Consider the following 22965-nt stretch of genomic DNA (forward strand, 5'->3'; position numbering starts at 1 on the left):
GATTAGGTGTATTTTTAAAGATTATGCAGTTTTCCGCTTTAGATTGGATACAGTGCACTGATAAACAATGCCTAAAATATCAAAGACTGTCTTTTTCTCATATCTATGGGATTTCCGTCCGTTTTTCTGTAAGAGATCAAACAGACGAAGGAAAATTTTTGATACTTCTTGGGTGTCTTGTTGGATAGCCTTATATACTAAGTATAGATGATCTTGAATCATATAAATTGCTTTATATTCACTTAATTCTTTTTGTTTTTTTTGTAGTAACAACTGTCGCATTTTGAACATAGTAGAAGAACAAAGAAAAATAGCGATTAACTGTCCATAAAGATGACATTCTAGACGCTCTCGCTTAATATTGTGACAATGATTGATATCAAAAAGAGACTTCCATGTTTTAAATACAATTTCTATTTGCCAACGTAGTGAGTAGATAGCATGGACCTGTTCCATCGGAACAATTTCCCATGGTATGTTGGTAATATAAACATTGATTTCTGTTAAACGTTTACTTCTTTCAGAGTATGTAACTCCTTTTTTCTTTTCAACATAAGATTGCTGTTTCCTACGTTTATGAATTTGAGTTGATGTAAGTCTGTATATTACAACTCGTGAGGGTAATTTTTGTTGTCCAACATAGGCATTCCGAATTTCATAAGTATCTCCCGGTTTTATCTGATGCATGATATCTTCAAGGTCAAGTAAAACATATAAAGATTGCTTTTTAACTGTCCCGTCCCGAAAGAATTCTGGCGATTCATTTTTTACATATACTCTATTATTTAATTTCAACCGTGAAACGTAGAATACCCCTCGTTGATCCATCTGGTCTAAATCTTTTAGAGAAAAGTATCCTAAATCTCGAATACATAAATCTCCTGGGCATAAGGTATCTAAACACTCTGTACCAAAGGTTTTATCATTATTTTTACCTGGTTCCATTTGAAAATTGAGGAATTTCCCACTATGTAAATCATATTCTAGTTGAATCTTAATACCGGCTGTTTGTGCACATCCTCCTGAACCAGGATAAATAGGAGCTAAATGATTGGGTACTTGAAAAATAGTAGCATCTAAAATACGTATACGTTGAAAATACGAAGTATATTGGTTTTGGATCTGAGACGAATCGTTTAGTTGGCTTTTGACTAAAAGAGAAAATATACGCTGTAGAAATAAAACAGCGCATTGGTTAAAGCGTTAATTAAGTCCTTCTGGACTCATGAGTGTAGCTGTATTTGCATAAAGTTGACTACATAATCGGGTGAGGGAATCACTTGCTACATGTTGACTGATCCAAATACATAAAGCAGCCAAATCTCGTGCGCCATACTTACTTTTACGTTTTACAAAGCCTGTCTCTTGTGCAAGTTGTTGAAGAATATGTGGAGATAGATATCGCTGTAGTTCTTCAGCAAACAAATGAAACTCATCTTGAATCGAAAAGCGCATAAAAAACGCCATCCTTTCTGTATATTTCTACAAAAAGAATAGCGTATTTTTTCATTTTAGAGGGCATTTCTTTTTATTAGCTTGATACCGATGTGACGATACCCTTTATTGTTTTTCAGACTTCGCTTGTTCTAGAATGTATGCTTCTTCTTGTTCCGGTGTCGCTAATTCGTATGCTTTACCAGTGCTGTTATTGTCCCATTCCCATAATAAATTATGCTCCTCAACCGATTGAGAGAAATCGCCTTCATACCAACGAACCAAAATCTTGAGGTACTGTTCTTTATGTTGTAAGGTTCCACTATTACTTTCATCAATCGCTCGACGTACTTTTCCGATGTTTTCTGGAGTCATTTTGATAAATCCTTGCTTTTCGTGAGATAATACTTTTTGATGAGTCATTTTGTGCATTGCATTGATTATATGACGATCAGAATTGAGGTCAAGTATTACCTCTTCCCCTTTAATTCTCTCAGTCTGCTTCTCCTTAACGTCTGAACCTGCATACGTACTGACTTTGTAACCAGTAAAAATACCAACTGCTATAGCAATAACTAAGATTGATGTGATTTTAATCCACTTTTTCAAACCTCTTACCCCCCTTTTACTGAAGTGTACCATAAAAGAAGAACTGTATACCCATATCTATCTGTGAGGTCTACATAACGCATCATTATCAGCAGTAAAAAAGCTAGCAATAAGCTAGGGATAAACAAATATTGAATATAAAAATTTAATTACTGTTTTTTAATGGAATGTTTTTAAATTTATGTAGAAATATAGATATTCCTAACAATAATATTCCTACAGCAAACATAATAACTTTACCTTGAGATACTTCTCGTCCATTCCAATAGTCTAAAAACATTAGTAATCCATTTTGGACTAACAGAAAAATAGAAAAAAGCGTTGTAAAAGATTTAATTAAACCAAATGTAGATCTTTGCATATATTACACCTTCTTTTTTAGAACTATATTTTAATTATATACTAATCCTTTTTATTCCATTTTAACATATTAATAAATTTAAACAATTTAATATTTGCGCAAATCCTTTTAGGGAGTACGGCAACGATTCCTTCTTTTTGGAGCCACTTACAAAATTAAAAAAGGGACTACCAACTAAAAAAAGCTTCGTTTTTACAGGTAGATTCCTTTTAATTTCTATTTGTTTGTTCTTTGGAACAGGATTACTTGCATCACAACTTACTGAATCTGTTGTAAGTAATAATGATGTTAAAACCTTTTCAGAGGATGAAGTAGACAAGATTATTGATGATAACGATAAAAAAGTAAAAGACCTAGAAAAAGGGGTAAGAGAATTAAAGGAATTCAAATCCAATAAAAATTATTATGACAAACTTAAATCATATAATTCATTGAAACAATATATGACTTATGATGAAGTTATCGCTGCTTTTGACGGGGAAAAAGGAGAAGGAACAACAGAAAATATAAACAATACAAAAAACAAAACTTTTATATGGGATCTATATACTGAAGAAGTGATTTGCCGTTTTTCTTATGATGTATTCAAAAAAGAATTTGTATTAACATCTTTCTTGAAACAAAAGAAACCCGAATAAACCAAATACTGATTTGAATGGTATTTTCTCAATAAAAATATAGATAAATATGGTAAAATTATATTTGGATGGGAGTCCAATACATATTATTAAAATTAAAGTGGTTAACAAGTCGGAGAAAGGCACCTTAAGGTGTCTTTTCTTTTACCTTTTAGTTATGTTTTGCAATTAAGGAAGCGGTATAAGTATATAAACCTCTGTACAGCATATAGGAACAGTAGACTTAAACACTCTAACTATAAGTTTTAAGCGATAAATATAGAAGGGGGAAGTTTTTATGACGTGTTGCACAAATTGCAAAAGAAGATGGAATGCTTTGCAGGTATGGTCATTGTTCTTTAAAAGAGAAGGGAAAGACTGCCCGTATTGTCTTCAAACTCAATATCTGTCAGCTGATACATTAAGACAATTTTCAGGAACGAGATTACTCAACGTAGATCCATTATTCCTGTGGATTTTTCCTGTTTTCGCTACATTGAGTGAAAAAGATGAAACATACAACGTTCTTTTTAAGGATAAATCAAATGAAAAATAATACAAACTAATTCCTTAACGTACAGGGAACCGGCTAAAATGTGTCTAAACGTACATTAATTAGAGTATTATGAAGAAAGGATTGTTCGTTCAATATAGAGACGAATATCCTCTCTTTTTATAGATATTAGAAATATAAATAATAGCTTACATATTTAGTATAATTCGTTCATTATGTAGATCATGTTTAAATTATGCAAGTTCCTACACCGAAACAAGTGAAACGTGAGCTGGATGATAATAACAAAGATGCCATTATAGCTTCATTACAACGTCGCATGAAGAAGTTGGAAGAATAAAAAAGGAATTACGAGAACAGTTAAAAGTGGTCTACTCAGAAGTTTATAAAAAAATATAAATCATTTTATAAGGGAATGTCATACCCATACTTATTCAACTAAAAGGTGCGGGTTAGTTTGAGAAGGGTTAAACCATGAATCATAGAATTAATTTAATAATCTCTAATGTTGGAAGGAGAAAAGAATGGGATTAGGATTAAAAAAAGATGAAGTAAAAGTGGTTCCATACACCGCTGATTGGAGTACAGAATTTTTAAAAGTACAAAAGGAAATATACCAATGTACAGGTATTAGTGAAAATCGTATTGAACATATCGGTAGTACAGCAATCAAAGATATGTTAGCAAAACCCATTTTGGACATATTAGTAGCAGTAGATGATTTAGGCACATTAAATTCTTCCATTATAAACGGGCTAAAGAGCATTGGATTCCTTCGGTTAAGAGTAGAAAAACCTAATGAAATTGTATTTGCGAAATTTACAGATAACACTTATGAAGAAAGAACCCATTATATTCACCTTGTAGAATTTGAAAAAGAACTATGGAAAAACTTAATTTTTTTTAGAGATTATTTAAATGCGAATGAAAATGCACACAAAGAATATATCAACATAAAATTGGATTATTTAAAGAGGCATTCTACGGGGATAAATGAATATACCAACCACAAGGAAAGTTTTGTGAAAAGCATATTTGAAAAAAGGATAGATAACTAAGTTATATACGATTGTCGGTCCCAAGGAGGCGGTACAACAGGATATATGACCTTCAACTTCGTGATTTCACCACCTTTGCCAGATGATACTTCAGGAGTTGAATTAGTCTTTAAAGGATTTAGCACACCATTTGCGGACAAGCCAATAGGTACTGGATTTGTAATTTAACTAGACTAATACAAATTGTCTTAAAACAAATATACGTTTATTGGTCCAACTGGAGATTTTAGTTGAATTTCGTTTAAAATAAATAAAAGGTGGACAAAATGTCCACCTTTTATTTATTTTTAAGTAAGTTTATTAACTTCTTTGAATCACTATCTGTTAATTTGTATCCTGGAACTTGAACTTGTTCCATGCTCGTTTGCTCTCCTAATGTAACAACCGTATCATTATCGGTTATCCAAACTAGATATTTTTGATCTGATCCATCTTGGAATTTCACATTTATCTTGTTCTCTACAAAAGATAACGATTCTTTGTCTATTGATAAAGATTTTTCTTTCGCATGGTTGATTCCATCCACAAAATCCTTTACATTTTCTCTGTTATTAAGGATTTTTGATGTTTGGTCTTTATTAGATGTAATCTCAATTTCTTTTATTTCCTTATTTTTAAACTGTATAGAGGATGCCTTAGTGTATTTTTTTGTATCTTGACTTTCCATTGTTTTAGAAGTGTTAGATTGAGTAGTACATCCCACTAAATTGCCAAGCAATAGAAAAGAAAGTAGTAAAGTAATCCAGAGTTTCATAATGTTATCTCCTTAATCTAAAAATTTATTTCTTTTACTATGTTTTTTAAGAATATCATATAGTAAAGAAAGATATACAAATAAAAATTAGGTATAAGTTGAGAAATTACAATCAAACCTTTAATAGGGTGTTTTTGCCCTTCCCCTCGGAAAAGGGGGAATAACAAAAAATCACTGCAAAAACTCTTATAAATAAAGATTGTGGGTTTCTTTTAAAAATTTCAGTTTCAAAAAGTATACTTTTTGACATTACGTTTAAAATTCTTATGAATTAAGCTTATTCCCCTTTTTCGGGGGTTGTGCAAAGATACCCTATATTCAACCTTTCCAGGAAAAAAGAATGAGAATGAAATAAAAAAAAGCTTTGCGAATTGTTTCGCAAAGCTTTTGTAATAGTACGTATTATAATAGTAGTTTTCGTATTTCTTCTGTACTTAGACCAGTGAATTTCGCAATGTCTTCTAACAGCATACCATTCTTATGCATACCACGTATTAATTGAACTTTCCCTTGTTCAATGCCTTCTTCTCGTCCTTTTTGAATCCCTTTTTCTAAACCTTCCTCTAAGCCTTCTTCACGAGCGTGAGCCAGCTTAGCTTGTTCATCAAGAAGTAGCTTCTCGCGAGCCTCATAAGCTGTTCGGAAAGAGGAGTCATGGCTCATATTTTCCCATTTATTGATTGCTTTTTGTAAAATTGGATCTTGATTCATTGCAATCTCCTCCAATGTTTGAGTTAAATGTTCATCTTCATGTGCTGGTAGTAATAACATCCATCGAACAAATGCATTTTCCCACGGGTTTACTTTTTCTTCACGCCACTGTTTGACCAATTTAGGTATCTCTACAAAATGGATTTCAATGTCATCACTTAATAGTTGTTGCAATTTTGTATTCCACAATTGTCCGATGGTATGAAATGCTTCATCGTGAGAAAACAAGATAAAATCTAATAAGTTAATGGTTATGGTTTTCCGAAGGGAACGATACGGCATCCCTTCTTGCATTTGGGACGTATAGAGTTTACTCCAATAATATAAAGATCGCTTTACCATATCATGTGTATTTCGAAGCTGAATTTCTATATTTACTTGTGTCCCATTATCTAGCGTTGCTAATAAGTCTAATATTGATAACTTATCATCTTCATAAGATTTATGAAGATGTGGATCTTCTAGTTGTAGAAATGTAATAGGTGCATCTAAAGATTCTTCTAGAATGGCGTTTAGAAATCCGGTTAAAATTTCTTCGTTCCCCTTCGTTCCGAATAACTGTTTAAAAGCAAAATCGATTCGTAAATTTACTAATTTTGTGGACATGGGTTTCCTCTCCCTGTCTTTCTGTTCTTCTTCTTATTTTATAATTGAACTCTCTATATAAGCAAATGCTACTTTTACCACTGTAGCTCCAATTCATCACAGTACGCATCTAACTCCGTAAAACAGTTTTGTGAATCCGCTTCAAAATCAATTTCATGAACTATGCTATCTACCTTTTTTTCTAAATCTGAAATTGTGGTGTAAGGAACATAAAATATATATTCTCCCGAACATTGTTCCATATTATATTGTGATATGAGAAAGGATTCGATATTCTTTCGAACTTTCCCCTTTCCCCGTACAAATTTATTATTATTTTCTACACGCAACAACATACGAATAGTTGCTGTTTTTTCTTCTGTTTCCCCATTCTTTTGTACTTGCTTGTGTTCTCGTATGTATCGGTACAGTGTTGCTTGGCTAATGCCAGTCATATCTATAATTTCTCGAATACTATATTGCTCTGACTTATATAAATTTAATGCCTTTTGAATATACGTATCTCTAATACGAGGACGACCACCAACCCTCCCTCTTGCCCTTGCACTTACAAGACCTTCTTGTGTTCGTTGGGCAATTAAATCTCTTTCAAATTGGCTGAATGCTTGAAATACAGTTAACATTAATTTTCCTTGAGGGGTATTCGTATTAAATTGTTCTTTAATGCTAATCAGTTTGACTCCTTTATTTTCAAAGTAATCAACAAGTTCGATTAAATCCTTTGTACTTCGTCCTAATCTAGAAAAACTTTCAACAACTAATGTATCACCAGGTCTAATTTTATCTTTCAACCGAGTAAGCTCTGGACGATCACTTTTCGTACCTGTCATTTTTTCAGTCAAAATTTCAGTACAGTTATAATTTTGAAGCATATCTATTTGACGAATCAAATCTTGTTGTTGGGTACTTACCCTTGCATAACCATAAACATATGGATTCATATAATCACCTACCCTTTACACGATAATTTTATCATAAAGGGTAGTTAAAGTTAATTTGATTTTGATAATAGTTTTGATAACGTAGTTAAGCGATTTACAAGGCTTATATTTTGTTCGTTTTGCATTTATCAAAAACCATCGTTTTTGAGACGTTATTTTGTAACACTTTATGAATGATTCAAAAGGTTTATATGATTTTGAAGTGTTTCAAAATGTTGTCTCGAACCTTTTGACAAATTGCTTTTTTTATAGAAATCCCTCTGTTCCAAAAGGTGTACCTTTACGAACGGTGCAAACAAAATAGAAGAAGGTTTTTCATTTGTATTAGAGAATGATTATCCAATATGGAAAAATTAGATGTGGTGTGCTTGGATACTAAATTTATTACTATAAGACAAAGAAAACAATAGGGAGGGAATTGGAATGAAGAAAGAAAAAGGGCTATTGTTACCTCTTTTATTAACTATTGTATTAAGTAGCTGCCAACAGAGCGATATAGAAGAAGCAAAAAGTGAAGGTTCAAAAGTTATGGATACTGTTAGGAATACAGTGAATAAAAAAGATTTTCTCAGTTCGTCTGTGGATGATAAAGCGAGAGTTGTAGACCTAGAAATAGCGGATACTGTAAATACAAGTAAATTAAAAAAAGAGATTAACATTCAGTTAAAGAACCAAGATATTAGACCATATACTATTAATATTAGTCAAAGAGATATGAACATTGTAAAAATAGAGGACAGGTGGGACAGAATTTGGAGTTATATTTTTGAAGAATTGTTCCATAAAAAAGGATACAAAGGTTTTTCAATGCGGGCTTATGTAGAATCAGGGCAACCTATTCCATTTGCTATATATACGCCTATAAATAGTGCTGATTCAGGAGCTAAAGAGTTTGGGGAGAAGATCGAGAAAGAAGTTGATGACCTACTTAAAACACAGCAAGCACAAAAATGGATTGAAAATGATTTATATACTATTGAAGTTTATAGTCAAGATAATCAAAGAATCAACTAACAAATCTATGAACAGGATATTGGAAACGTAGTATTAATAGGCTAGTATTTGATGAAAAAGACTGGATTCATACCCAGTCTTTTTTACATGTATATAACTATTAAATTTAAGAAATTGTATTATTTATAATAAACTTGTCCACTATCAAGATATATAGTTCCCCCACCATAATTTTTAAGTCTAAGTTCATAATAATTACCAGAACCATTTAAAAGGTGAGAAATAGGAATGTTTAATCCACTTGAAAAGGAACCTTTAACTCTATATTCTGCATGTTTCGTACTATTATGATATATTTGTACTGCCAATCCAGTAGTCCTAGTTAGTGGTTCTACCTGTACACTTTGAGGTAGGTAAAATGATGTGCCATCATCAATCCACTGATAGTTACTAAATTCCATATATCCAAAATTATGAACATTCATAGCAAGAGGAGTAAGCTCTGTTTTATTTTGAACATTGCCACCAAACTTAGAACTCCTTAGAGGAGTTTTAGCCATGTCTTGATTAAATTTTTCTAATTCCTCTTTAGAATATGTTTTAACCAAATTCCCATCTTTATCGTAAACTTCTACAGATACATCATCAATTTCTGCATTATCGACATTTGCTGTAGATGCAGATACAGAAGAAGGCAAAGCTTCTCCATGTGCAACAGTTGAAGGTAAGATTATTCCTGCTGCTAATGCAAATACCCCTGCTTTAGCTAAATATTTTCTTTTCATAACATCATCCCCCTATTGTCTTTAATTTGTAGAACAATGTCATCATATCTTACAAATATTGTATGTGTAAATATGTTTTCAGAATATTTTTTCATCTTTTAATTATGGGGGCATTTTTATGAATTGCAAGAGAATAATAGGGATAAGGGTTACAAGAGAAATTTTAAAAATTATGGGGGCAAAAATATTTTTGTTGAAATACAATAAAAAAAGAATCCTTATTGTAAGGATTCTGCAACAGGGAATAACAAAAATATAAATAATAAAAAGAATTACTTATATTATAGTCTATATAGCAATAACATAATATTGAGAAATATTTACATAAATCCAGTATGTATTACGTGGCAATTGTAGAAATGGCTTGTTTATAGACCAGTTGTTGTTTACCACCAACCATCATTAGGACGGTAAATCTATCTGTTGCAAGGATTTGCCCACGTATTGGAACCCCACTCTTTAAAAATAAAGTGATTTCCTCTTTTTTACCTTTCAATTGTTCATACATGCCTTCTTGTAAATTAAACATGGAATGTGCCCCCTCGTTTGTTTGTAGTTACTTTTCTTCTAATACCATCTGCTTTTCATTGTTAGGTATTTGTGATTCCCATTCGCTTTTGATTTTTCGAAACCATTTACCGATTTTACTTAAATAATATCTCTTTACTTCCCCATATGGAATCCAAATTTCACGTTCTTCTATTCGATCCATTACTTCACTAAGAATCTCATCATGCTCGTATTTTTTAGGTCTTCTATGATTCAATTGTACAAATTTTGTATATTCCCTACGAAGCCAATTAGAAATGCGTTCTTTTTGTTGTTGTCTGAGATGCGACCATTTCTTATTTGTTTGACGGATCTGTCCATTAACTTTTATATGATTTTTCATAGACACGCCCCCTATTACTATCAAAGCGAATATATAACTATCGTAGTACATCGACTTCAAAAGAGGGAAAGAATCCCTTGATGAAGATTTTTGTTTTAGTTATTAATAATTATGGTACGTGAAATTATTAATATTCATCTTGAAAAAGCTCCTCTAAAAGGAGCCGATTATTTAACCAGATTCTTCTGTAATTCCTCTATTATAAGCTCTGCACCTGCTGGGCTTAGCGTAATCTTTCCGTCTGCTAAAGAAATATTTTTATCAGATACTTCTCCTGTTATTGCACAAGCACCATGCGCTTCATATTTTTTCAAGATGATCTTTTCACCTTCTACATAAATCTCTAATGGTGTCTTTTCTTCAATTTCCAGCGTGCGTCTTAACTCCATTGGTATAACGATACGTCCTAATGGATCTAACTTTCGAGTTACTCCTGTTGATTTCATGAAATCTCTCCCTCGTATATTATTTTTTAGTTACTCTTTCAAGCGACGATTTAACACAATGTTCTCTTGGACGTCCGAGGATATTCCTAGATAATGAAAGTAAGGATCATTTGGGACAATTCTCCCTCTCCCTGTAGGCTTTAACTACATTAAAAGACTGTTTCCCAGTGTTCGCTTTATTCTTCCTACTCACAGGCTGTTCTCCTTGATTCAAACCTAGCTGTTAGTAGCGCTAGGGCGGCTTTTGAAGCAAGGGTAAGTTCTTATACACGAGGATGTTGGTCAGCGTTCACACTAGGGATATCCCCAGACGTCCAAGAAAGAGATTTTCCAATGATTCTAAAAGAAAGGAGGAACTCTCTCATGAAACTATTTGTTGGTTTAGATGTGAGCTCTCAAGATGCAAAAGTTTGTTTTTTAAATGGTGAAGGTGATCGATTAGAATCGTTCACCATTACAAATGACTTACCTGGAGCCATAATATTAAAAGAAAAAATTCTGAACACAGCTTCCAAATTAACCTGTGAAGTGATTAAGATTGGCTTAGAATCTACGTCGATTTATAGCTACCATCCAGCTATGTTTCTTCACAATGATAAGGAGCTAAGAACCTACGGTTCTCAAGTGTTTATGATTAATCCAAAACAAATTGCAAACTTTAAGAAAAGTTATCCAGAGATGGATAAAACAGATGCCATTGATGCATTTGTCATTGCAGACTATGTTCGTTTTGGACGTCATACGATGTCGATTGTGAAGGAAGAGCAATACATTGCCTTACAACAGTTAACTCGTTCTCGTTATCAACTCGTACATGCCTTAACAAAAGAAAAACAACATTTTCTTCAACACTTAGGATTAAAGTGTAGTCAATTTACACAAGACGTTGGGTCCTCTGTCTTCGGAAATGCCATGATGGAATTATTCTTAGAACGATTCAGCTTAGAAGAACTCGCTCAAATGCCCTTACAAGATCTCGCTCTTTTTCTTCAGGAAAAAGGAAAAAATCGTTTTGGTAATCCAGAAGAAATAGCAAAATCCATTCAAAAAGCTGTCAGAGGATCCTATCGTTTAAGTAAAGTGGTAGAAGATTCTATTGACCTTCTACTAAGCACCTCTATCCAGATTATGCGCACGTATCAAGCTCAAATTAAAGAGATTGAGAAAGGTATAGAAAGTTTGATGTCATCGCTACCTCAAACGCTTGAAAGCATTCCAGGTATAGGTCCTGTATTCGCAGCCGGTATTGTGGCTGAAATTGGTCAAATTGAACGCTTTACTGCAGAAAACACGTCATTAACACGATCAGGGAATCAGTATCTACGTTATTACTTAGTTGAAGCCGCCAACTCTGTAAGGCGTCATGCCCCTGAATATCGTGACTATTATGTGAAAAAATCTGCCGAAGTACCTAAGCATAAGCACAAACGAGCCCTCGCATTAACCGCAAGAAAATTTGTTCGTTTGGTGGATGCGCTACTACGCAACAACCAAATTTACACGCCCGGAAGGAGCGTTGATAGATGATGTCTACTGACATTCTTCCTTCTTCTATATTCCATTAATTTACAGATTATTAATGGTCTAGTTTCGTATTGCCTTTTTTAAGCTGAAATAGCAAATTAAGTGTTTAAATTACTAGAATCATTACTTGACATCACACCACAGGTCTTTTATATTCTATAGCTCTATATTTCTCATACCCTATGCCATTTTCTCATTGTAACAGGCTTTCACCATACATGAGAAACATAATGACCCAAAAACTCACAATCATAACAAGAATGTGTTTAAACCTTTGCTTAAAGGGGTCACTATATCATTCTGGGAAAATTGTACGCTAAGGACTGAAAATCCTTACTATGACAGCGTTCATAGAGGATGATTATGTGTTTAGAAAGATAAAAACAACAGATTAAATGAACATTGAATTATTTACACACTTTATGAACAAGATTATAGCTAAAAAATGTTGATATTCTTGAGTGTAAATTTAGGAGATAAATTGCACTTGTTTTAAGTGCTATTTTGCACGAGTTTTGGAACAGATAATGCTATTCTTTTAACAATATAAATATAGAGAATGTGAAGTAATGCACTTAAAGTAACGGATCAGTATAGTTATAGAAGGATGATGGACAAGAACATCATTTGTTTTTCGATTTGGCGAAGAGACCATTTTGCAAGGATTTTTTTGATTATAAAGGATAAATATTATCCATTGATGTATCAAATTATGATATAACTCTAGATATATATATCATATCATGATATATTGTTTTTAGATATATCGTTTTGCGATACATATTAAAGAGATATAGAAGGTGATGGGTTGAAAAAAACTGAGCTAACGGATTCAGTGTTTTATATTATGGCTGCTTTAACTAAACCAGGGCATGGTTACGCAATTATGAGCTTAATTGAAGAAACAACAAATGGGGCAATTACTATAGGTCCTGCTTCAATGTACACGATTATAAAAAAGTTATTAAAACAAGAATGGATTTATTTGCATGATGGTTCGGATTCAAGGCGTAAAACATATCTGCTTACTGACAAGGGCAGAGAAGTATTAGAAGAAGATGTGAAGATAAGGAAACTGATGATTCAATTAGCAGAAACGGGATTGAAGGAGGTTAAAGAATGAGAAAAACAAAGTATATTACGTCAGGCGGGTTAGCTTTTTCTGAGGAAAAGGACATGGAAAAATTACGCCGATTTTCTTTGAAGGGGTGGCATGTCAGTGATTTTAAGTTTATGGGGTATACGCTTGAAAAAGGAGAATGCTCAGATTATATCTACAGTGTAGATTATCGTTCATTAAAAGAGGGGGAAGCAGAGGAATACTTGGACTTTTTTTCATTCTCTGGCTGGTCGCATATTGCCTCAGAAGGAGATATTCATTTATTTCGAGCACAACCTAATACAAAACCAATTTATAGTGACCGTGGCACATCCGTAGAAAAGTATGGGAATTTAGCCCGTTCTATGAATTATTTTGCCATTCCGTTCGTTTTAATAACAGTACTTGCATGGGTTGGAGCAATGATAAGCTCTGGAACATTACAATCCATATTGTTGGCAATCGCAGTTATTTTCACTGTCATTGCACTTCCAACAGCTTGGACTGTAATCGCAACATATAATAACAAATGGAAGGTACAAGAAAAAAAAGGCTTAGTTAATCTTTTGAAAACTATACGAGCCCTTCTCTTCTTAATTGCTGTTTTTATATTGTTATACGCCGCTGGCAGTGCAGTTAACATGTTAGCGTCTATGATTATTGGAGCAATCGCACTTCCAACTGCTATTTGGCTTATCATGTCTCTTTGTCATAAAATGAGGGGGAAGAAAGCTTAGTATAGGATTCGAATAATAAAGTTTTAGACATTGTTATTGAGCTAAAAGGTGCGTTAGTGGAATAAAGAGTATTAAAATAATCGTACTTAGTTATAAAAAAGCTATCATGGAATTGATAGCTTTTTTATGTTTACCTATAGTGCAAAATAGCACTTAAAACAAGTGCAATTTATCTCCTAAATTTACATCTTGAGTTTTAGCCTCTGTTCATAAACATAAGGTTTTCTGAACAAATATCTCTTAACGTACATAAAAAAACAGTGAGTTTATACTTCACTGTTTTTTCTATTCTTGCTGTTGTTTCACTTCTTTAACTTTTACCCCACTGGGATCAATATTAAAAGTAATTGTTACTTTGTAACTCGGAGGATTATGAGCATTTACATAAGTATGATATTCAACTGTGACAAGAAAATTAAAAGTTCCTTTTGGATATCGCTCAACTTTTATAACTTTTGTCTCTGTTAAACTATATTGATGATATGTTCCAAGTTGCTTTCTAATAACTTGACTTGCATATGGAGCCAATAAAGTATTATAAGAATCATAAAAATCCTTATTACACACATTGGTTGCTTTCCCTTTCAATGGAGATATAAAGAAAAATGTTATTATAATTCCATAAATTATTATGGATAATTTATGTTTTAGCATAAAGTCCTCTCCAACCTATGTTATAGGGGTACAGCCGAGATACGTGAAAAAATAGGTCATAGGCTTACTTTTATTTCCAACCTGATTTTAAATCGAGTTTTTTATCTATTGTAGCTTTGAAATAAAGTTTGATTAAAGAGGATTCTTCCTTAGCAGATTTATGTTTGGGTTTTTATAAAAAAGTTCAATTATTTTCTACCTATGTTATTCAAGAATCGCGCCTTATTGTTGAAGAAATGACAATTACTATCGAGTATTTCTTAATGATATTTATTGTATTTTATCTTTGGAATGTGCAATATTATCAATTCTCATTCAAATGATAGATTAGTTGCACAACGCCAGAGGAGAACGTTCTTGTATTAACCATTTTTAAATTCAACCTCTGCTTTATATCAATAAACAACGGTTTTCCTTCTCCCAAAATAACAGGGTGAACAGATAATCTAAATTCATCCACAAGCCCTAAGCTGATAAATGTTGTAATTAGACTTGCTCCGCCATATAGCCAAATGTCTTTACCAGACTTTTTCTTTAATTTATTTACTTCTTCAAGAATATTATCATTTATGAATATTGCTTTATTATCAATCCCTTTTTGTGTTCTAGAAAACACATATTTTTCTTTACTGTGAACTAATTCCCAAAGTTCTTTTTCAGCTTTGGTACCTTCAATTCCTGGAGTAAATTGTCCCCATAAATCGTAGCTTTTTCTTCCATATAAAATAGTATCAATTTGATTTAAGAAATCAATAAACCCCATCTCAGAGTCCATGATACACCAATCAACTTCCCCATTTTTCCCTTCAATAAAACCATCTAAAGTAACTGCTAAATCTAAAATTATTCTTCTTTGTCTTACGTTATTGGACATAACTCTTCCTCCCCTTAATCATTTATATATTGTTTCTCCCGCCAAGTTTTTTTAAAATCCACACTATTAGTTTTATAAAAATCCTTCGTATGTCTAATCTTTTATTTTTTAACTTATTATCATACACCCTAATCATACAATTGGAACAAAGTGTTTTCAGTAACTAACTAATGGATGATTAGGGTTAACCCATAATAGACAATGACAAGCTCTTTATTATAAACAGACGTAACGAAACCTAGTTATAAGTTCAATAGGTTGCGTTTGGAAATAAAAGTAAGCCTATGACTCAAAATTACACGTATCTCGGCTGTACCCCTTATAGGATAAGAGTTAGGATATGCTGAAAAATAGTAATTATTCATTTTAATTTAACGTACAGGAAACCGCTCAAATGTGTCTAAATTGTGTCTAAACGTACAAAATTCCCGAAATGATATGGTGAGGCCATACCCATCAACTTAAGAACAGAAACAAAATGAAATTCCGTTCAAATATACTAAAAAACTCTTAAAACACTTTTTATCCGTAAAAATGAGTATGCCAAATAAACCTAAATAGGTATTATTTTTAAAGATTATGCAGTTTTCTTTTGTTTTCTAAATCCACTATATTCATAGATAACACCCATAATATCAAAGACTGTCTTCTTCTCATACCTATGAGATTTCCGTCCGTTTTTCTGTAGTAGGTGGAATAGGCGGATTAGAATCTTTGTTATTTCTTGGGTGTTTTTCTGTATAGCTTGATACAGAAGATATAAATAATCTTGGATCATTCCTATTGCTTTATATTCGCTTAATTCTCTTTTCTTCTTTTGTAAAAGTAGTTGACGCATTTTAAACATAGTAGAGGAGCACAGGAAAATGGCGATGAGCTTTCCATATAGTTGGCACTCTAATCGTTCCTGTTTTACATTGCGATAATGATCTATTTTAAAGAGTGATTTCCACGTTTTAAAGACAATCTCTATTTGCCAACGCAAAGTATATAACTCATGTACCTGTTCCATCGGAACCCATTCCCAAGGTGTGTTCGTCACATATACGTTTAATCCCACTACCATTTTACTTTTCTCTGAGTACGTTCTATTTTGTGATTTTTCTTTTTCCGCGATTTTCGCTTGTCGTTTTTGAAGTTGCTTTTCTGTTAATCGATTAAAAATGACGCGTGCAAACAGCTGTTGTTTATCACCAATATAAGCATTTTTTAATTCAAATGTTTCTCCAGGCTGTAATTGTTTCAAAATCTGTTTTACATCGATTTGTATGTATTCCGATTGTTTCTTAATTGCACCATTTTTAAAGTATTCTGGGCTCGGATTTTTCACATATACATTCGTATTCAATTTTAAACGAGAAATATAGTATGTACCTCGTTGATCCATTTCATCTAAGTCTTCCAATGAAAAATAACCCAAATCACGAATACATAAATCCCCTGGTCGTAAGGTATCTAAGCACTCTGTACCAAAAGTTTTGTCATTATTTTTTCCTGGTCCAACTTGAAAGTTAAGAAATTCCCCACTGTGTAGATCGTATTCTAATTGAATTTTGATTCCGGCTGTTTGGGCACATCCTCCAGAGCCTGGATATACATTCTCTAAAGCATTTGGCACTTGAAATAAGGTAGCATCTAGGATACGAATTCGCCCAAAATAAGAGAAGAGATGATTAGAAAATTGCGTTTGTTCACATATTTTTTGTTGTAACAGTAAAGAAAAAATATGTTGTAAAAACAAAACTGCTTTAGCATTTAAACGTTTATTTAAGCCCTCAGGGCTGAGTAAAGTACCAGTAGCTGCATGAAGCCTGCTACATAATCGGACTAAGGGATCACTTGCCACCCGTTGACTGATCCAAATACAAATGGTAGCTAAGTCTGATCCAGAGAACTTACGTTTTCGTTTTATAAATCCGATTTCTCTTGCAAGTTCTTCTAAGAATACAGGTGTAACATATCGTTGTAATTCTTCTGCAAATGGTAGTAGTTCATCTTGAATCGAGGGATTCATAAGAAAACGTCATCCTTTCTAATTTATCTTGTTTAGAAAGGATAACGTTTTTTGGTATTTGAGAGTATTAAAATCTCTTGAGTTGATGGGCATGTAAGGTGACCCGATAAAGCTAAGACAAGTTAGATATCTCAATAATATAGTGGAACAAGATCATCGTTTTATTAAGAAACGTGTGCGTTCTATGTTAGGGTTCAAGTCTTTTAGCACAGCTACATCCATTCTTGCAGGAGTAGAAGCCATGTATATGATTAAAAAAGAACAGATTGATTTACAGGATCAGTCTGTTCAAAACCAGAAAGAATTCATCCATCAATTATTCGGGCTAGCAGCATCAAATACAATTCCACTAGAAATATATGCGCTATATTCTCTTTTATTTTATCTTTGCACCAGAACCGCAAGTGCCATAGGAAATTTCACGCTATGCCCCTAAACATGATTAACGTAGTTTAGTTTAATAATAAAAGTTGGTTAAATATTAAGAATAGAGTAATTATGTTCAATCCTTATTCTAAAGTGGTTCATTATTCGTATTTGTTCTTCAGTTAACCTCTCTTTATTCCAGTACATATGCATTAAGTTATATTCAAATATTTCCTTCAATTTAATAAATAGAGAAAGTTTCTCTAACATCTCTGGAGATATATCATTTTCCTCTTGATATCCGTCGATTATTGCTTTCGTAATAGAACGTCCATAGTCAACTATGTTGCCATTCCCTACAAACGAATACTCCAACGCACTATATATTGGAACGGCTAAATCAAATATATAATAATGTTTTTCACAATCTTGAAAATCAACCATTGTCAATTTCGAATCACTATCTACTAATATGTTTTCTAACCATAAATCCCCGTGTAGTAAACCATATGTAGAATTACATTTTGGCAAATTTTTAATTGTAGATAACACCTTATGTGCTATTTCTCTAATAGTACTTTCTTCTTTAGGTATATATTTATGAAAATCATATTCCTCATTATCATGCCAATCGTTGATATATTTAGTCGGCATTATATCTTCAAATTTCCTTGATAAACGATGTAATCTACCGATTTGCCGACCTAATTCTTTTAATACATTGGCATTCCATTGACTTCTTGGTAAATGTACACCAGAAGCTGCATTATATAAAACAGTTAAAACGTCCTTATCAAGTGTTATATTTTCTACTAATTTACCGTTTAAAGAAGATATGGCAGGCGGGACACCAAATCCTTCATTATATAAAAAGTTTGTATATTTAACCTCTTCTAACTGTTCATCATATGTTTTATAGTTCGTTATTCTAGCGAAGAAGTCACCTTGTTCTGCAATACACCGATACATTTCATTTGTTACTGATTCGACTTTAATAAAATTCACTGGATATAATTCGTTAAGTAATTCAAGTATCTTTTGTTCCATATACATTTTAATTCCTCCAATTCAATATAGATAATGACTTCCTTACAAAACTAACCTGCTTTGTTAGTTTAATAATAAGGTAATTCTTCCAGCTTCAAAAAAACCCCTTCGCACTTAATAGTATATCGAATGTGGGAAACTTTTCCATAAGAGGTACGGAAACGATTCAGGGTATGAGGGGCCACTCTGGGGTTTAATTACAAATCAAAAAAGGACTTTATTCAAGTTCTTTTAATCTACGATATAGAGCATCCTGACTCACTCCTGTAATCTGACATATTTCCTTTACTGTTTTATTGGTATGTTTTCGTAATTTAATTGCATGGTTCATGTCAGGATGTTTATCCGTGTATTTCTTCACTCTTCCCCCCTAAGAAAATATGCAAAAAAAGATAAGACCAGGAGCTCGGTCTTATCTATGGCATAAGGAGAAACAAATAGGGTGATAACCATCACTTTTTCATCATATTACATTAACTGTTGAATATTACAACCAACAATGGTATTAATATCCATATCGAGAAATTCATTACTAACTCTTATAGTTCCAAAAATTTCTTCTTTTCATAGGTATCCATGGGAATTTAGTTTATTTTTTTCGTTTTGGGGAACAATTAATTTCTTAAGTTGATGGGCATGTATGGTGAGGCCCACATCCATCAACTTAAGAAAACAGGTCACCCCCCATAACGAAAAAATGAGCTCTTTTATTACAAATTAGGACAAAATCTGGTTCTGGGGGAGTTATATTTTCTTAGCTTGATAGCCATGGGGTACCGCCAGCATTTTGGAAAAAAGCCACGTTAACCTAAAAATAAAATAAGCCATCCATTTGGACAGCTCATTTACATAATTTTCGTTAGCGGAAGTAATTATTCGCTGGAGGTTTTAGGCAAAAGCAATTTCCCAATCTTTTCAATACGTGACGCTTTTGCCTTAGCAGGAGAGCTTTCTTCTATTCCTCCTTCTATCCAAACACCAACTTCTTGATCCAATTCATAGTTTTGTATCTCGTCATTCTTAGGAATCCGCACCCATACCTTTCCATGATCTTCAGTGTAGATGAGCATTCGTTTATGTTCCTTATCTAGTTTGACAATTTTTCCTTGAAAGGTAAATGTGTCTTTTCCTTCACTTTTATTATTTACCATTGATTTATTACAAGCAGAAAGAAGTAGTATTGCCAATAGTATCAAAATTAGAGCATGGTAAGATGATTTGTTAAACATGATCAACCTCCATTAAATTTCGTATCACTTGGGGAGAAAATGCAGTTGTTAACTTTAAGTGTTATTAGTTAACATTATTCTCGTTATTAGAAGTTGGATTAAAGCCCTTGATGTATCTTTTCATCGGATTGTCTACTCATAAAAATCAGAGTGATCCACTTATAGATTAAGAATCCAATATATACCCCAAAACTATTTAAAATAATGTCATCAATATCAAATGATCTAAAAGTAAGCCATAACTGGATACATTCAATTGTCAAAGAGCTTAAAAACCCCAACAATACTATTTTAAACCCTTTATTTACTTTTTTGAATTTCATTGGTATTAGAATTCCAAAAGGTACAAACAGTAGAATGTTTCCTCCTATATTGCGCAAAGGGACCATAAAGTAAAAATGATGTAGTAGTTCGTTTATACTCGCAAAAGGAACATAATTATTTTTCGTTGGGAACGACTCTTGAAGACCTATTGCTAAAGGGAAAATAGTTACACTTATTACTCCTACAGCATATATAAAACATAAAGTAGAGAGTAATTCCCTATGTAATTTAAACCTATTTCTGTTTAAGCTATAATAGATAACTTTATAAAGAACCCAAATTATAATTAATAAAAGGGCTGGTAACCTAAAATTTATAAACATAGTTTTCCCGGTTCTGGTGCAAAAAATCTCTTAAACTTGGACATACTGATAGCATTACTCTAGAAAAGGCGCGTGACCAGTATGGAAAAGGAAAATTTGTTCAAATGGAAGCATTATCAACCTGAACTAATCTTATTAACAGTACGGTGGTACCTACGGTACAATTTAAGCTTTCGAAACCTAGTGGAAATGATGGAAGAAAGAGGTTTATCCATTTCTCACACAACAATTATGCGTTGGGTTCATCAATATGGACCTCAATTAGAAGAGAAAGTACGACATCATCTTAAATCAACAAATGATTCGTGGAGAGTCGATGAAACCTATATTAAGGTAAAAGGGCAATGGATGTATTTATACCGTGCTGTCGATTCAAAAGGAAACACGATTGATTTTTACTTAAGTAAAAATAGAAATACTCAATCAGCCAAGCACTTTTTCAAAAAGGCCTTGGCTTTTTCGGGTTCTGGTGCAAAAACTCTAAAACTTTTGCAAGTAATCTCTTAAACTTGGACATACTGATAGTATTACTCTAGAAAAAGGTGTGTGATCGATATGGAAAAGGAAAATTTGTTCAAATGGAAGCATTATCAGCCGGAACTCATCTTATTAACAGTAAGGTGGTACCTACGGTATAATTTGAGCTTTCGTAACCTGGTGGAAATGATGGAGGAACGAGGCTTATCTATAGCTCACACAACGATTATGCGATGGGTTCATCAATATGGACCTCAATTAGAAGAGAAATTACGACATCATCTTAAAACAACAAATGATTCATGGAGAGTCGATGAAACTTATATTAAAGTGAAAGGGCAATGGATGTATTTATATCGTGCCGTTGATTCAGCAGGAAATACCATTGATTTTTATCTAAGTAAATCAAGAGATAAACAAGCAGCCAAGTGCTTTTTCAAGAAAGCCTTGGCTTTTTCGTACGTTTCTAAACCCCGCGTGATAACAGTAGATAAGAACCCCGCTTATCCTGTAGCAATTGAGGAGTTAAAAGAAGAAAAAAGGATGCCAGAAGGCATCCAAATTAGACAAGTGAAATATCTTAATAACATAGTGGAGCAAGATCACCGGTTTATTAAAAGGCGAGTTCACTCTATGTTAGGATTCAAGTCATTTAAAACAGCAATTTCTATATTGAGTGGTGTCGAAGCCATGCATATGATGAAAAAAGGACAACTTGTTCAGAACAAGTCTGTCCAAAATCAAAAACAATTTATTCATAAATTGTTTGGTTTATCTTCATAAGCTAGAAATATAGAGGAAAATGTTACTCTATGTTTCTAACTAACATTTTCGCACCAGAACCATATTATGTACTTCCCATAGTCCAAGCATTTGTTTTTTATTTTCTCCTACCCAAAAGAAAGCCACTCTTCTTTTAGATAGTTTTCTTGCTAATGCTAACCCTAACTTATTTTGATAGAAATCTATCGCCTTTTCTAAATTTCTTACATGTAAATGTGTTTCGTATATGTTTTGTATCATTATGTTTATTCCCTTCTTTATTGTAATTTATAATTATCATCCGTGTATAAATTCCCACTCTTTCCAGGACATAATTTCAAGTTCCGGTCTTGGTTTATCCTCTAACATAGAAATAAACTCAACTGAGTGACCATCTGGATCTGTAAAATAAATCGACACAGCAGGCATAAAAGGGAATACCATTAATTCTTCGGAATTTCCACCAAAGAAATTTGCAGATTCAATTCCTAATTCATTTAAATAATTTCTCGCTTTAATAATATCTTTCACATCTACTCTAAAAGCGAAATGTTGACGCTGAACCTCCGGTGAAGGATAATTTTCTCTAATGCCAAACATAGCTTCTCCAGGTTTTCCGATCCAGTAAAATTTAGATTTTCGATTAGAGTCTTCATACAAAGGAATAATATTAAATAATTTTTCATAGAATTCAGCGGATATTTTATAATTACTTACATTAATATGTGTTTCAAAAATCCCTTTAATCATCAAAACTCCTCCTTTTATAAGTATTTAATTATTACCAATATCATTTTATATCTTTTAAGCTCAATATACCTAATCACTATTTTATTAAAATAAACAGCTAAAT

Annotated in this window: 26 protein-coding genes and 5 pseudogenes; 12 read left to right on the top strand and 19 right to left on the bottom strand. The window is 32.8% G+C overall.

What is annotated here, in order from left to right:
- Positions 1-21: 21 nt before the first annotated feature.
- From MHH71_RS28425 to MHH71_RS28435, 3 genes and pseudogenes are all read right to left on the bottom strand, one after another.
- A pseudogene (locus tag MHH71_RS28425) lies at positions 22-1455 on the bottom strand (IS4 family transposase).
- Between the two features lie 105 nt (positions 1456-1560).
- Positions 1561-2043 carry a PRK06770 family protein gene (locus MHH71_RS28430; RefSeq protein WP_006097664.1) on the bottom strand — a complete coding sequence of 161 codons (483 nt, stop codon included), beginning with the start codon at positions 2041-2043 and terminating at the stop codon, positions 1561-1563.
- 145 nt (positions 2044-2188) lie between these two features.
- Complete coding sequence (locus MHH71_RS28435; RefSeq protein ID WP_033799564.1) at positions 2189-2404, bottom strand: hypothetical protein; 216 nt, start codon at positions 2402-2404, stop codon at positions 2189-2191.
- A 137-nt stretch (positions 2405-2541) separates the two neighbouring features.
- Between MHH71_RS28435 and MHH71_RS28440 the strand changes: the two genes are divergently transcribed.
- From MHH71_RS28440 to MHH71_RS28455, 4 genes and pseudogenes are all read left to right on the top strand, one after another.
- Complete coding sequence (locus MHH71_RS28440; RefSeq protein ID WP_006097666.1) at positions 2542-3042, top strand: hypothetical protein; 501 nt, start codon at positions 2542-2544, stop codon at positions 3040-3042.
- A gap of 277 nt (positions 3043-3319) precedes the next feature.
- Entirely contained in the window at positions 3320-3577 is a 258-nt protein-coding gene (locus tag MHH71_RS28445; RefSeq protein WP_033799565.1) for a hypothetical protein, read from the top strand.
- Between the two features lie 196 nt (positions 3578-3773).
- Positions 3774-3934, top strand: a pseudogene (locus tag MHH71_RS28450) (DUF6262 family protein); the annotation flags it as partial.
- A gap of 125 nt (positions 3935-4059) precedes the next feature.
- A complete protein-coding gene (locus MHH71_RS28455) occupies positions 4060-4593 on the top strand; it encodes a GrpB family protein (protein WP_006097667.1) in 534 nt (177 codons plus the stop codon).
- Positions 4594-4870: 277 nt separating this feature from the next.
- On the opposite strand, the gene MHH71_RS28460 is transcribed toward MHH71_RS28455, so the two are convergent.
- The 3 genes from MHH71_RS28460 to MHH71_RS28470 form a co-directional block, all read right to left on the bottom strand.
- Positions 4871-5347, bottom strand: coding sequence for a hypothetical protein (locus tag MHH71_RS28460; RefSeq protein WP_033799566.1), 477 nt, complete (start codon positions 5345-5347; stop codon positions 4871-4873).
- A 402-nt stretch (positions 5348-5749) separates the two neighbouring features.
- Complete coding sequence (locus MHH71_RS28465; protein WP_078212150.1) at positions 5750-6664, bottom strand: Rpn family recombination-promoting nuclease/putative transposase; 915 nt, start codon at positions 6662-6664, stop codon at positions 5750-5752.
- Between the two features lie 74 nt (positions 6665-6738).
- Positions 6739-7605: a recombinase family protein gene (locus MHH71_RS28470; protein WP_006097109.1), complete on the bottom strand. Its 867-nt coding sequence runs from the start codon at positions 7603-7605 to the stop codon at positions 6739-6741.
- Between the two features lie 423 nt (positions 7606-8028).
- On the opposite strand from MHH71_RS28470, the gene MHH71_RS28475 reads away from it, so the two are divergent.
- Complete coding sequence (locus MHH71_RS28475) at positions 8029-8619, top strand: DUF4030 domain-containing protein (RefSeq protein ID WP_006097111.1); 591 nt, start codon at positions 8029-8031, stop codon at positions 8617-8619.
- A 119-nt stretch (positions 8620-8738) separates the two neighbouring features.
- Here the strand turns inward: MHH71_RS28475 and MHH71_RS28480 are convergent, their stop codons facing one another.
- Entirely contained in the window at positions 8739-9344 is a 606-nt protein-coding gene (locus tag MHH71_RS28480) for a hypothetical protein (RefSeq protein ID WP_078212149.1), read from the bottom strand.
- 118 nt (positions 9345-9462) lie between these two features.
- On the opposite strand from MHH71_RS28480, the gene MHH71_RS28485 reads away from it, so the two are divergent.
- Positions 9463-9603 carry a hypothetical protein gene (locus MHH71_RS28485; RefSeq protein WP_157753655.1) on the top strand — a complete coding sequence of 47 codons (141 nt, stop codon included), beginning with the start codon at positions 9463-9465 and terminating at the stop codon, positions 9601-9603.
- An 81-nt stretch (positions 9604-9684) separates the two neighbouring features.
- On the opposite strand, the gene hfq is transcribed toward MHH71_RS28485, so the two are convergent.
- The 3 genes from hfq to MHH71_RS28500 all read right to left on the bottom strand — a co-directional run bounded on the left by hfq (position 9685) and on the right by MHH71_RS28500 (position 10682).
- Entirely contained in the window at positions 9685-9873 is a 189-nt protein-coding gene (gene hfq, locus MHH71_RS28490) for an RNA chaperone Hfq (RefSeq protein ID WP_006097696.1), read from the bottom strand.
- Between the two features lie 27 nt (positions 9874-9900).
- Entirely contained in the window at positions 9901-10236 is a 336-nt protein-coding gene (locus MHH71_RS28495; RefSeq protein ID WP_098624449.1) for a transposase, read from the bottom strand.
- Between the two features lie 167 nt (positions 10237-10403).
- Entirely contained in the window at positions 10404-10682 is a 279-nt protein-coding gene (locus MHH71_RS28500; RefSeq protein ID WP_078212270.1) for an AbrB/MazE/SpoVT family DNA-binding domain-containing protein, read from the bottom strand.
- 363 nt (positions 10683-11045) lie between these two features.
- Here MHH71_RS28500 and MHH71_RS28505 point away from each other — a divergent pair, with 363 nt between their 5' ends.
- The 3 genes from MHH71_RS28505 to MHH71_RS28515 all read left to right on the top strand — a co-directional run bounded on the left by MHH71_RS28505 (position 11046) and on the right by MHH71_RS28515 (position 14042).
- Positions 11046-12209, top strand: coding sequence for an IS110 family transposase (locus MHH71_RS28505; protein WP_340725678.1), 1164 nt, complete (start codon positions 11046-11048; stop codon positions 12207-12209).
- 805 nt (positions 12210-13014) lie between these two features.
- Positions 13015-13329 carry a PadR family transcriptional regulator gene (locus MHH71_RS28510; RefSeq protein WP_016113422.1) on the top strand — a complete coding sequence of 105 codons (315 nt, stop codon included), beginning with the start codon at positions 13015-13017 and terminating at the stop codon, positions 13327-13329.
- Complete coding sequence (locus MHH71_RS28515; protein ID WP_016113421.1) at positions 13326-14042, top strand: DUF2812 domain-containing protein; 717 nt, start codon at positions 13326-13328, stop codon at positions 14040-14042. Before MHH71_RS28510 ends, MHH71_RS28515 begins: the two co-directional genes overlap by 4 nt.
- 285 nt (positions 14043-14327) lie before the next feature.
- Here the strand turns inward: MHH71_RS28515 and MHH71_RS28520 are convergent, their stop codons facing one another.
- From MHH71_RS28520 to MHH71_RS28530, 3 genes are all read right to left on the bottom strand, one after another.
- Entirely contained in the window at positions 14328-14696 is a 369-nt protein-coding gene (locus MHH71_RS28520; RefSeq protein ID WP_340725679.1) for a DUF3888 domain-containing protein, read from the bottom strand.
- 304 nt (positions 14697-15000) lie between these two features.
- On the bottom strand, positions 15001-15570 hold the full coding sequence (locus MHH71_RS28525; protein WP_018783580.1) for a dihydrofolate reductase family protein: 570 nt from the start codon (positions 15568-15570) through the stop codon (positions 15001-15003).
- Positions 15571-16147: 577 nt separating this feature from the next.
- Entirely contained in the window at positions 16148-17584 is a 1437-nt protein-coding gene (locus tag MHH71_RS28530; protein WP_006097460.1) for an IS4 family transposase, read from the bottom strand.
- 106 nt (positions 17585-17690) lie between these two features.
- Between MHH71_RS28530 and MHH71_RS28535 the strand changes: the two are divergent.
- Positions 17691-17918: pseudogene (locus MHH71_RS28535) on the top strand (DDE-type integrase/transposase/recombinase); the annotation flags it as partial.
- Between the two features lie 140 nt (positions 17919-18058).
- On the opposite strand, the gene MHH71_RS28540 reads toward MHH71_RS28535, so the two are convergent.
- The 4 genes from MHH71_RS28540 to MHH71_RS28555 all read right to left on the bottom strand — a co-directional run bounded on the left by MHH71_RS28540 (position 18059) and on the right by MHH71_RS28555 (position 20873).
- On the bottom strand, positions 18059-19003 hold the full coding sequence (locus MHH71_RS28540; protein ID WP_006097462.1) for a phosphotransferase enzyme family protein: 945 nt from the start codon (positions 19001-19003) through the stop codon (positions 18059-18061).
- A gap of 211 nt (positions 19004-19214) precedes the next feature.
- Positions 19215-19358, bottom strand: a complete 144-nt coding sequence (locus MHH71_RS28545; protein ID WP_018783670.1) for a hypothetical protein — start codon at positions 19356-19358, stop codon at positions 19215-19217.
- A 511-nt stretch (positions 19359-19869) separates the two neighbouring features.
- The gene (locus MHH71_RS28550) at positions 19870-20226 is read right to left on the bottom strand and encodes a DUF3221 domain-containing protein (protein ID WP_033799494.1); all 357 of its coding nucleotides are present in this window, start codon (positions 20224-20226) and stop codon (positions 19870-19872) included.
- Between the two features lie 98 nt (positions 20227-20324).
- On the bottom strand, positions 20325-20873 hold the full coding sequence (locus tag MHH71_RS28555) for a VanZ family protein (protein WP_006097465.1): 549 nt from the start codon (positions 20871-20873) through the stop codon (positions 20325-20327).
- A gap of 81 nt (positions 20874-20954) precedes the next feature.
- Between MHH71_RS28555 and MHH71_RS28560 the strand changes: the two are divergent.
- Both MHH71_RS28560 and MHH71_RS28565 read left to right on the top strand, forming a co-directional pair.
- Positions 20955-21326: pseudogene (locus tag MHH71_RS28560) on the top strand (IS6 family transposase); the annotation flags it as partial.
- Positions 21327-21428: 102 nt separating this feature from the next.
- On the top strand, positions 21429-22133 hold the full coding sequence (locus MHH71_RS28565; RefSeq protein ID WP_078212178.1) for an IS6 family transposase: 705 nt from the start codon (positions 21429-21431) through the stop codon (positions 22131-22133).
- Positions 22134-22196: 63 nt separating this feature from the next.
- Here MHH71_RS28565 and MHH71_RS28570 read toward each other — a convergent pair.
- Both MHH71_RS28570 and MHH71_RS28575 read right to left on the bottom strand, forming a co-directional pair.
- A pseudogene (locus MHH71_RS28570) lies at positions 22197-22373 on the bottom strand (VOC family protein); the annotation flags it as partial.
- A 36-nt stretch (positions 22374-22409) separates the two neighbouring features.
- Positions 22410-22862, bottom strand: coding sequence for a VOC family protein (locus MHH71_RS28575; RefSeq protein ID WP_006097477.1), 453 nt, complete (start codon positions 22860-22862; stop codon positions 22410-22412).
- Between the last annotated feature and the right edge of the window lie 103 nt (positions 22863-22965).

The sequence above is a fragment of the Bacillus sp. FSL H8-0534 genome (genome assembly GCF_038005885.1).
GTDB lineage: Bacteria > Bacillota > Bacilli > Bacillales > Bacillaceae_G > Bacillus_A > Bacillus_A pseudomycoides.

Coding starts and splice junctions, on each gene's coding strand:
- MHH71_RS28435 (WP_033799564.1), bottom strand. CDS start 2,404: ATGCAAAGATCTACATTTGGTTTAATTAAATCTTTTACAACGCTTTTT.
- MHH71_RS28445 (WP_033799565.1), top strand. CDS start 3,320: ATGACGTGTTGCACAAATTGCAAAAGAAGATGGAATGCTTTGCAGGTA.
- MHH71_RS28455 (WP_006097667.1), top strand. CDS start 4,060: ATGGGATTAGGATTAAAAAAAGATGAAGTAAAAGTGGTTCCATACACC.
- MHH71_RS28460 (WP_033799566.1), bottom strand. CDS start 5,347: ATGAAACTCTGGATTACTTTACTACTTTCTTTTCTATTGCTTGGCAAT.
- MHH71_RS28465 (WP_078212150.1), bottom strand. CDS start 6,664: ATGTCCACAAAATTAGTAAATTTACGAATCGATTTTGCTTTTAAACAG.
- MHH71_RS28470 (WP_006097109.1), bottom strand. CDS start 7,605: ATGAATCCATATGTTTATGGTTATGCAAGGGTAAGTACCCAACAACAA.
- MHH71_RS28475 (WP_006097111.1), top strand. CDS start 8,029: ATGAAGAAAGAAAAAGGGCTATTGTTACCTCTTTTATTAACTATTGTA.
- MHH71_RS28480 (WP_078212149.1), bottom strand. CDS start 9,344: ATGAAAAGAAAATATTTAGCTAAAGCAGGGGTATTTGCATTAGCAGCA.
- MHH71_RS28485 (WP_157753655.1), top strand. CDS start 9,463: ATGAATTGCAAGAGAATAATAGGGATAAGGGTTACAAGAGAAATTTTA.
- hfq (WP_006097696.1), bottom strand. CDS start 9,873: ATGTTTAATTTACAAGAAGGCATGTATGAACAATTGAAAGGTAAAAAA.
- MHH71_RS28495 (WP_098624449.1), bottom strand. CDS start 10,236: ATGAAAAATCATATAAAAGTTAATGGACAGATCCGTCAAACAAATAAG.
- MHH71_RS28500 (WP_078212270.1), bottom strand. CDS start 10,682: ATGAAATCAACAGGAGTAACTCGAAAGTTAGATCCATTAGGACGTATC.
- MHH71_RS28505 (WP_340725678.1), top strand. CDS start 11,046: ATGAAACTATTTGTTGGTTTAGATGTGAGCTCTCAAGATGCAAAAGTT.
- MHH71_RS28515 (WP_016113421.1), top strand. CDS start 13,326: ATGAGAAAAACAAAGTATATTACGTCAGGCGGGTTAGCTTTTTCTGAG.
- MHH71_RS28520 (WP_340725679.1), bottom strand. CDS start 14,696: ATGCTAAAACATAAATTATCCATAATAATTTATGGAATTATAATAACA.
- MHH71_RS28525 (WP_018783580.1), bottom strand. CDS start 15,570: ATGTCCAATAACGTAAGACAAAGAAGAATAATTTTAGATTTAGCAGTT.
- MHH71_RS28530 (WP_006097460.1), bottom strand. CDS start 17,584: ATGAATCCCTCGATTCAAGATGAACTACTACCATTTGCAGAAGAATTA.
- MHH71_RS28540 (WP_006097462.1), bottom strand. CDS start 19,003: ATGTATATGGAACAAAAGATACTTGAATTACTTAACGAATTATATCCA.
- MHH71_RS28550 (WP_033799494.1), bottom strand. CDS start 20,226: ATGTTTAACAAATCATCTTACCATGCTCTAATTTTGATACTATTGGCA.
- MHH71_RS28555 (WP_006097465.1), bottom strand. CDS start 20,873: ATGTTTATAAATTTTAGGTTACCAGCCCTTTTATTAATTATAATTTGG.
- MHH71_RS28565 (WP_078212178.1), top strand. CDS start 21,429: ATGGAAAAGGAAAATTTGTTCAAATGGAAGCATTATCAGCCGGAACTC.
- MHH71_RS28575 (WP_006097477.1), bottom strand. CDS start 22,862: ATGATTAAAGGGATTTTTGAAACACATATTAATGTAAGTAATTATAAA.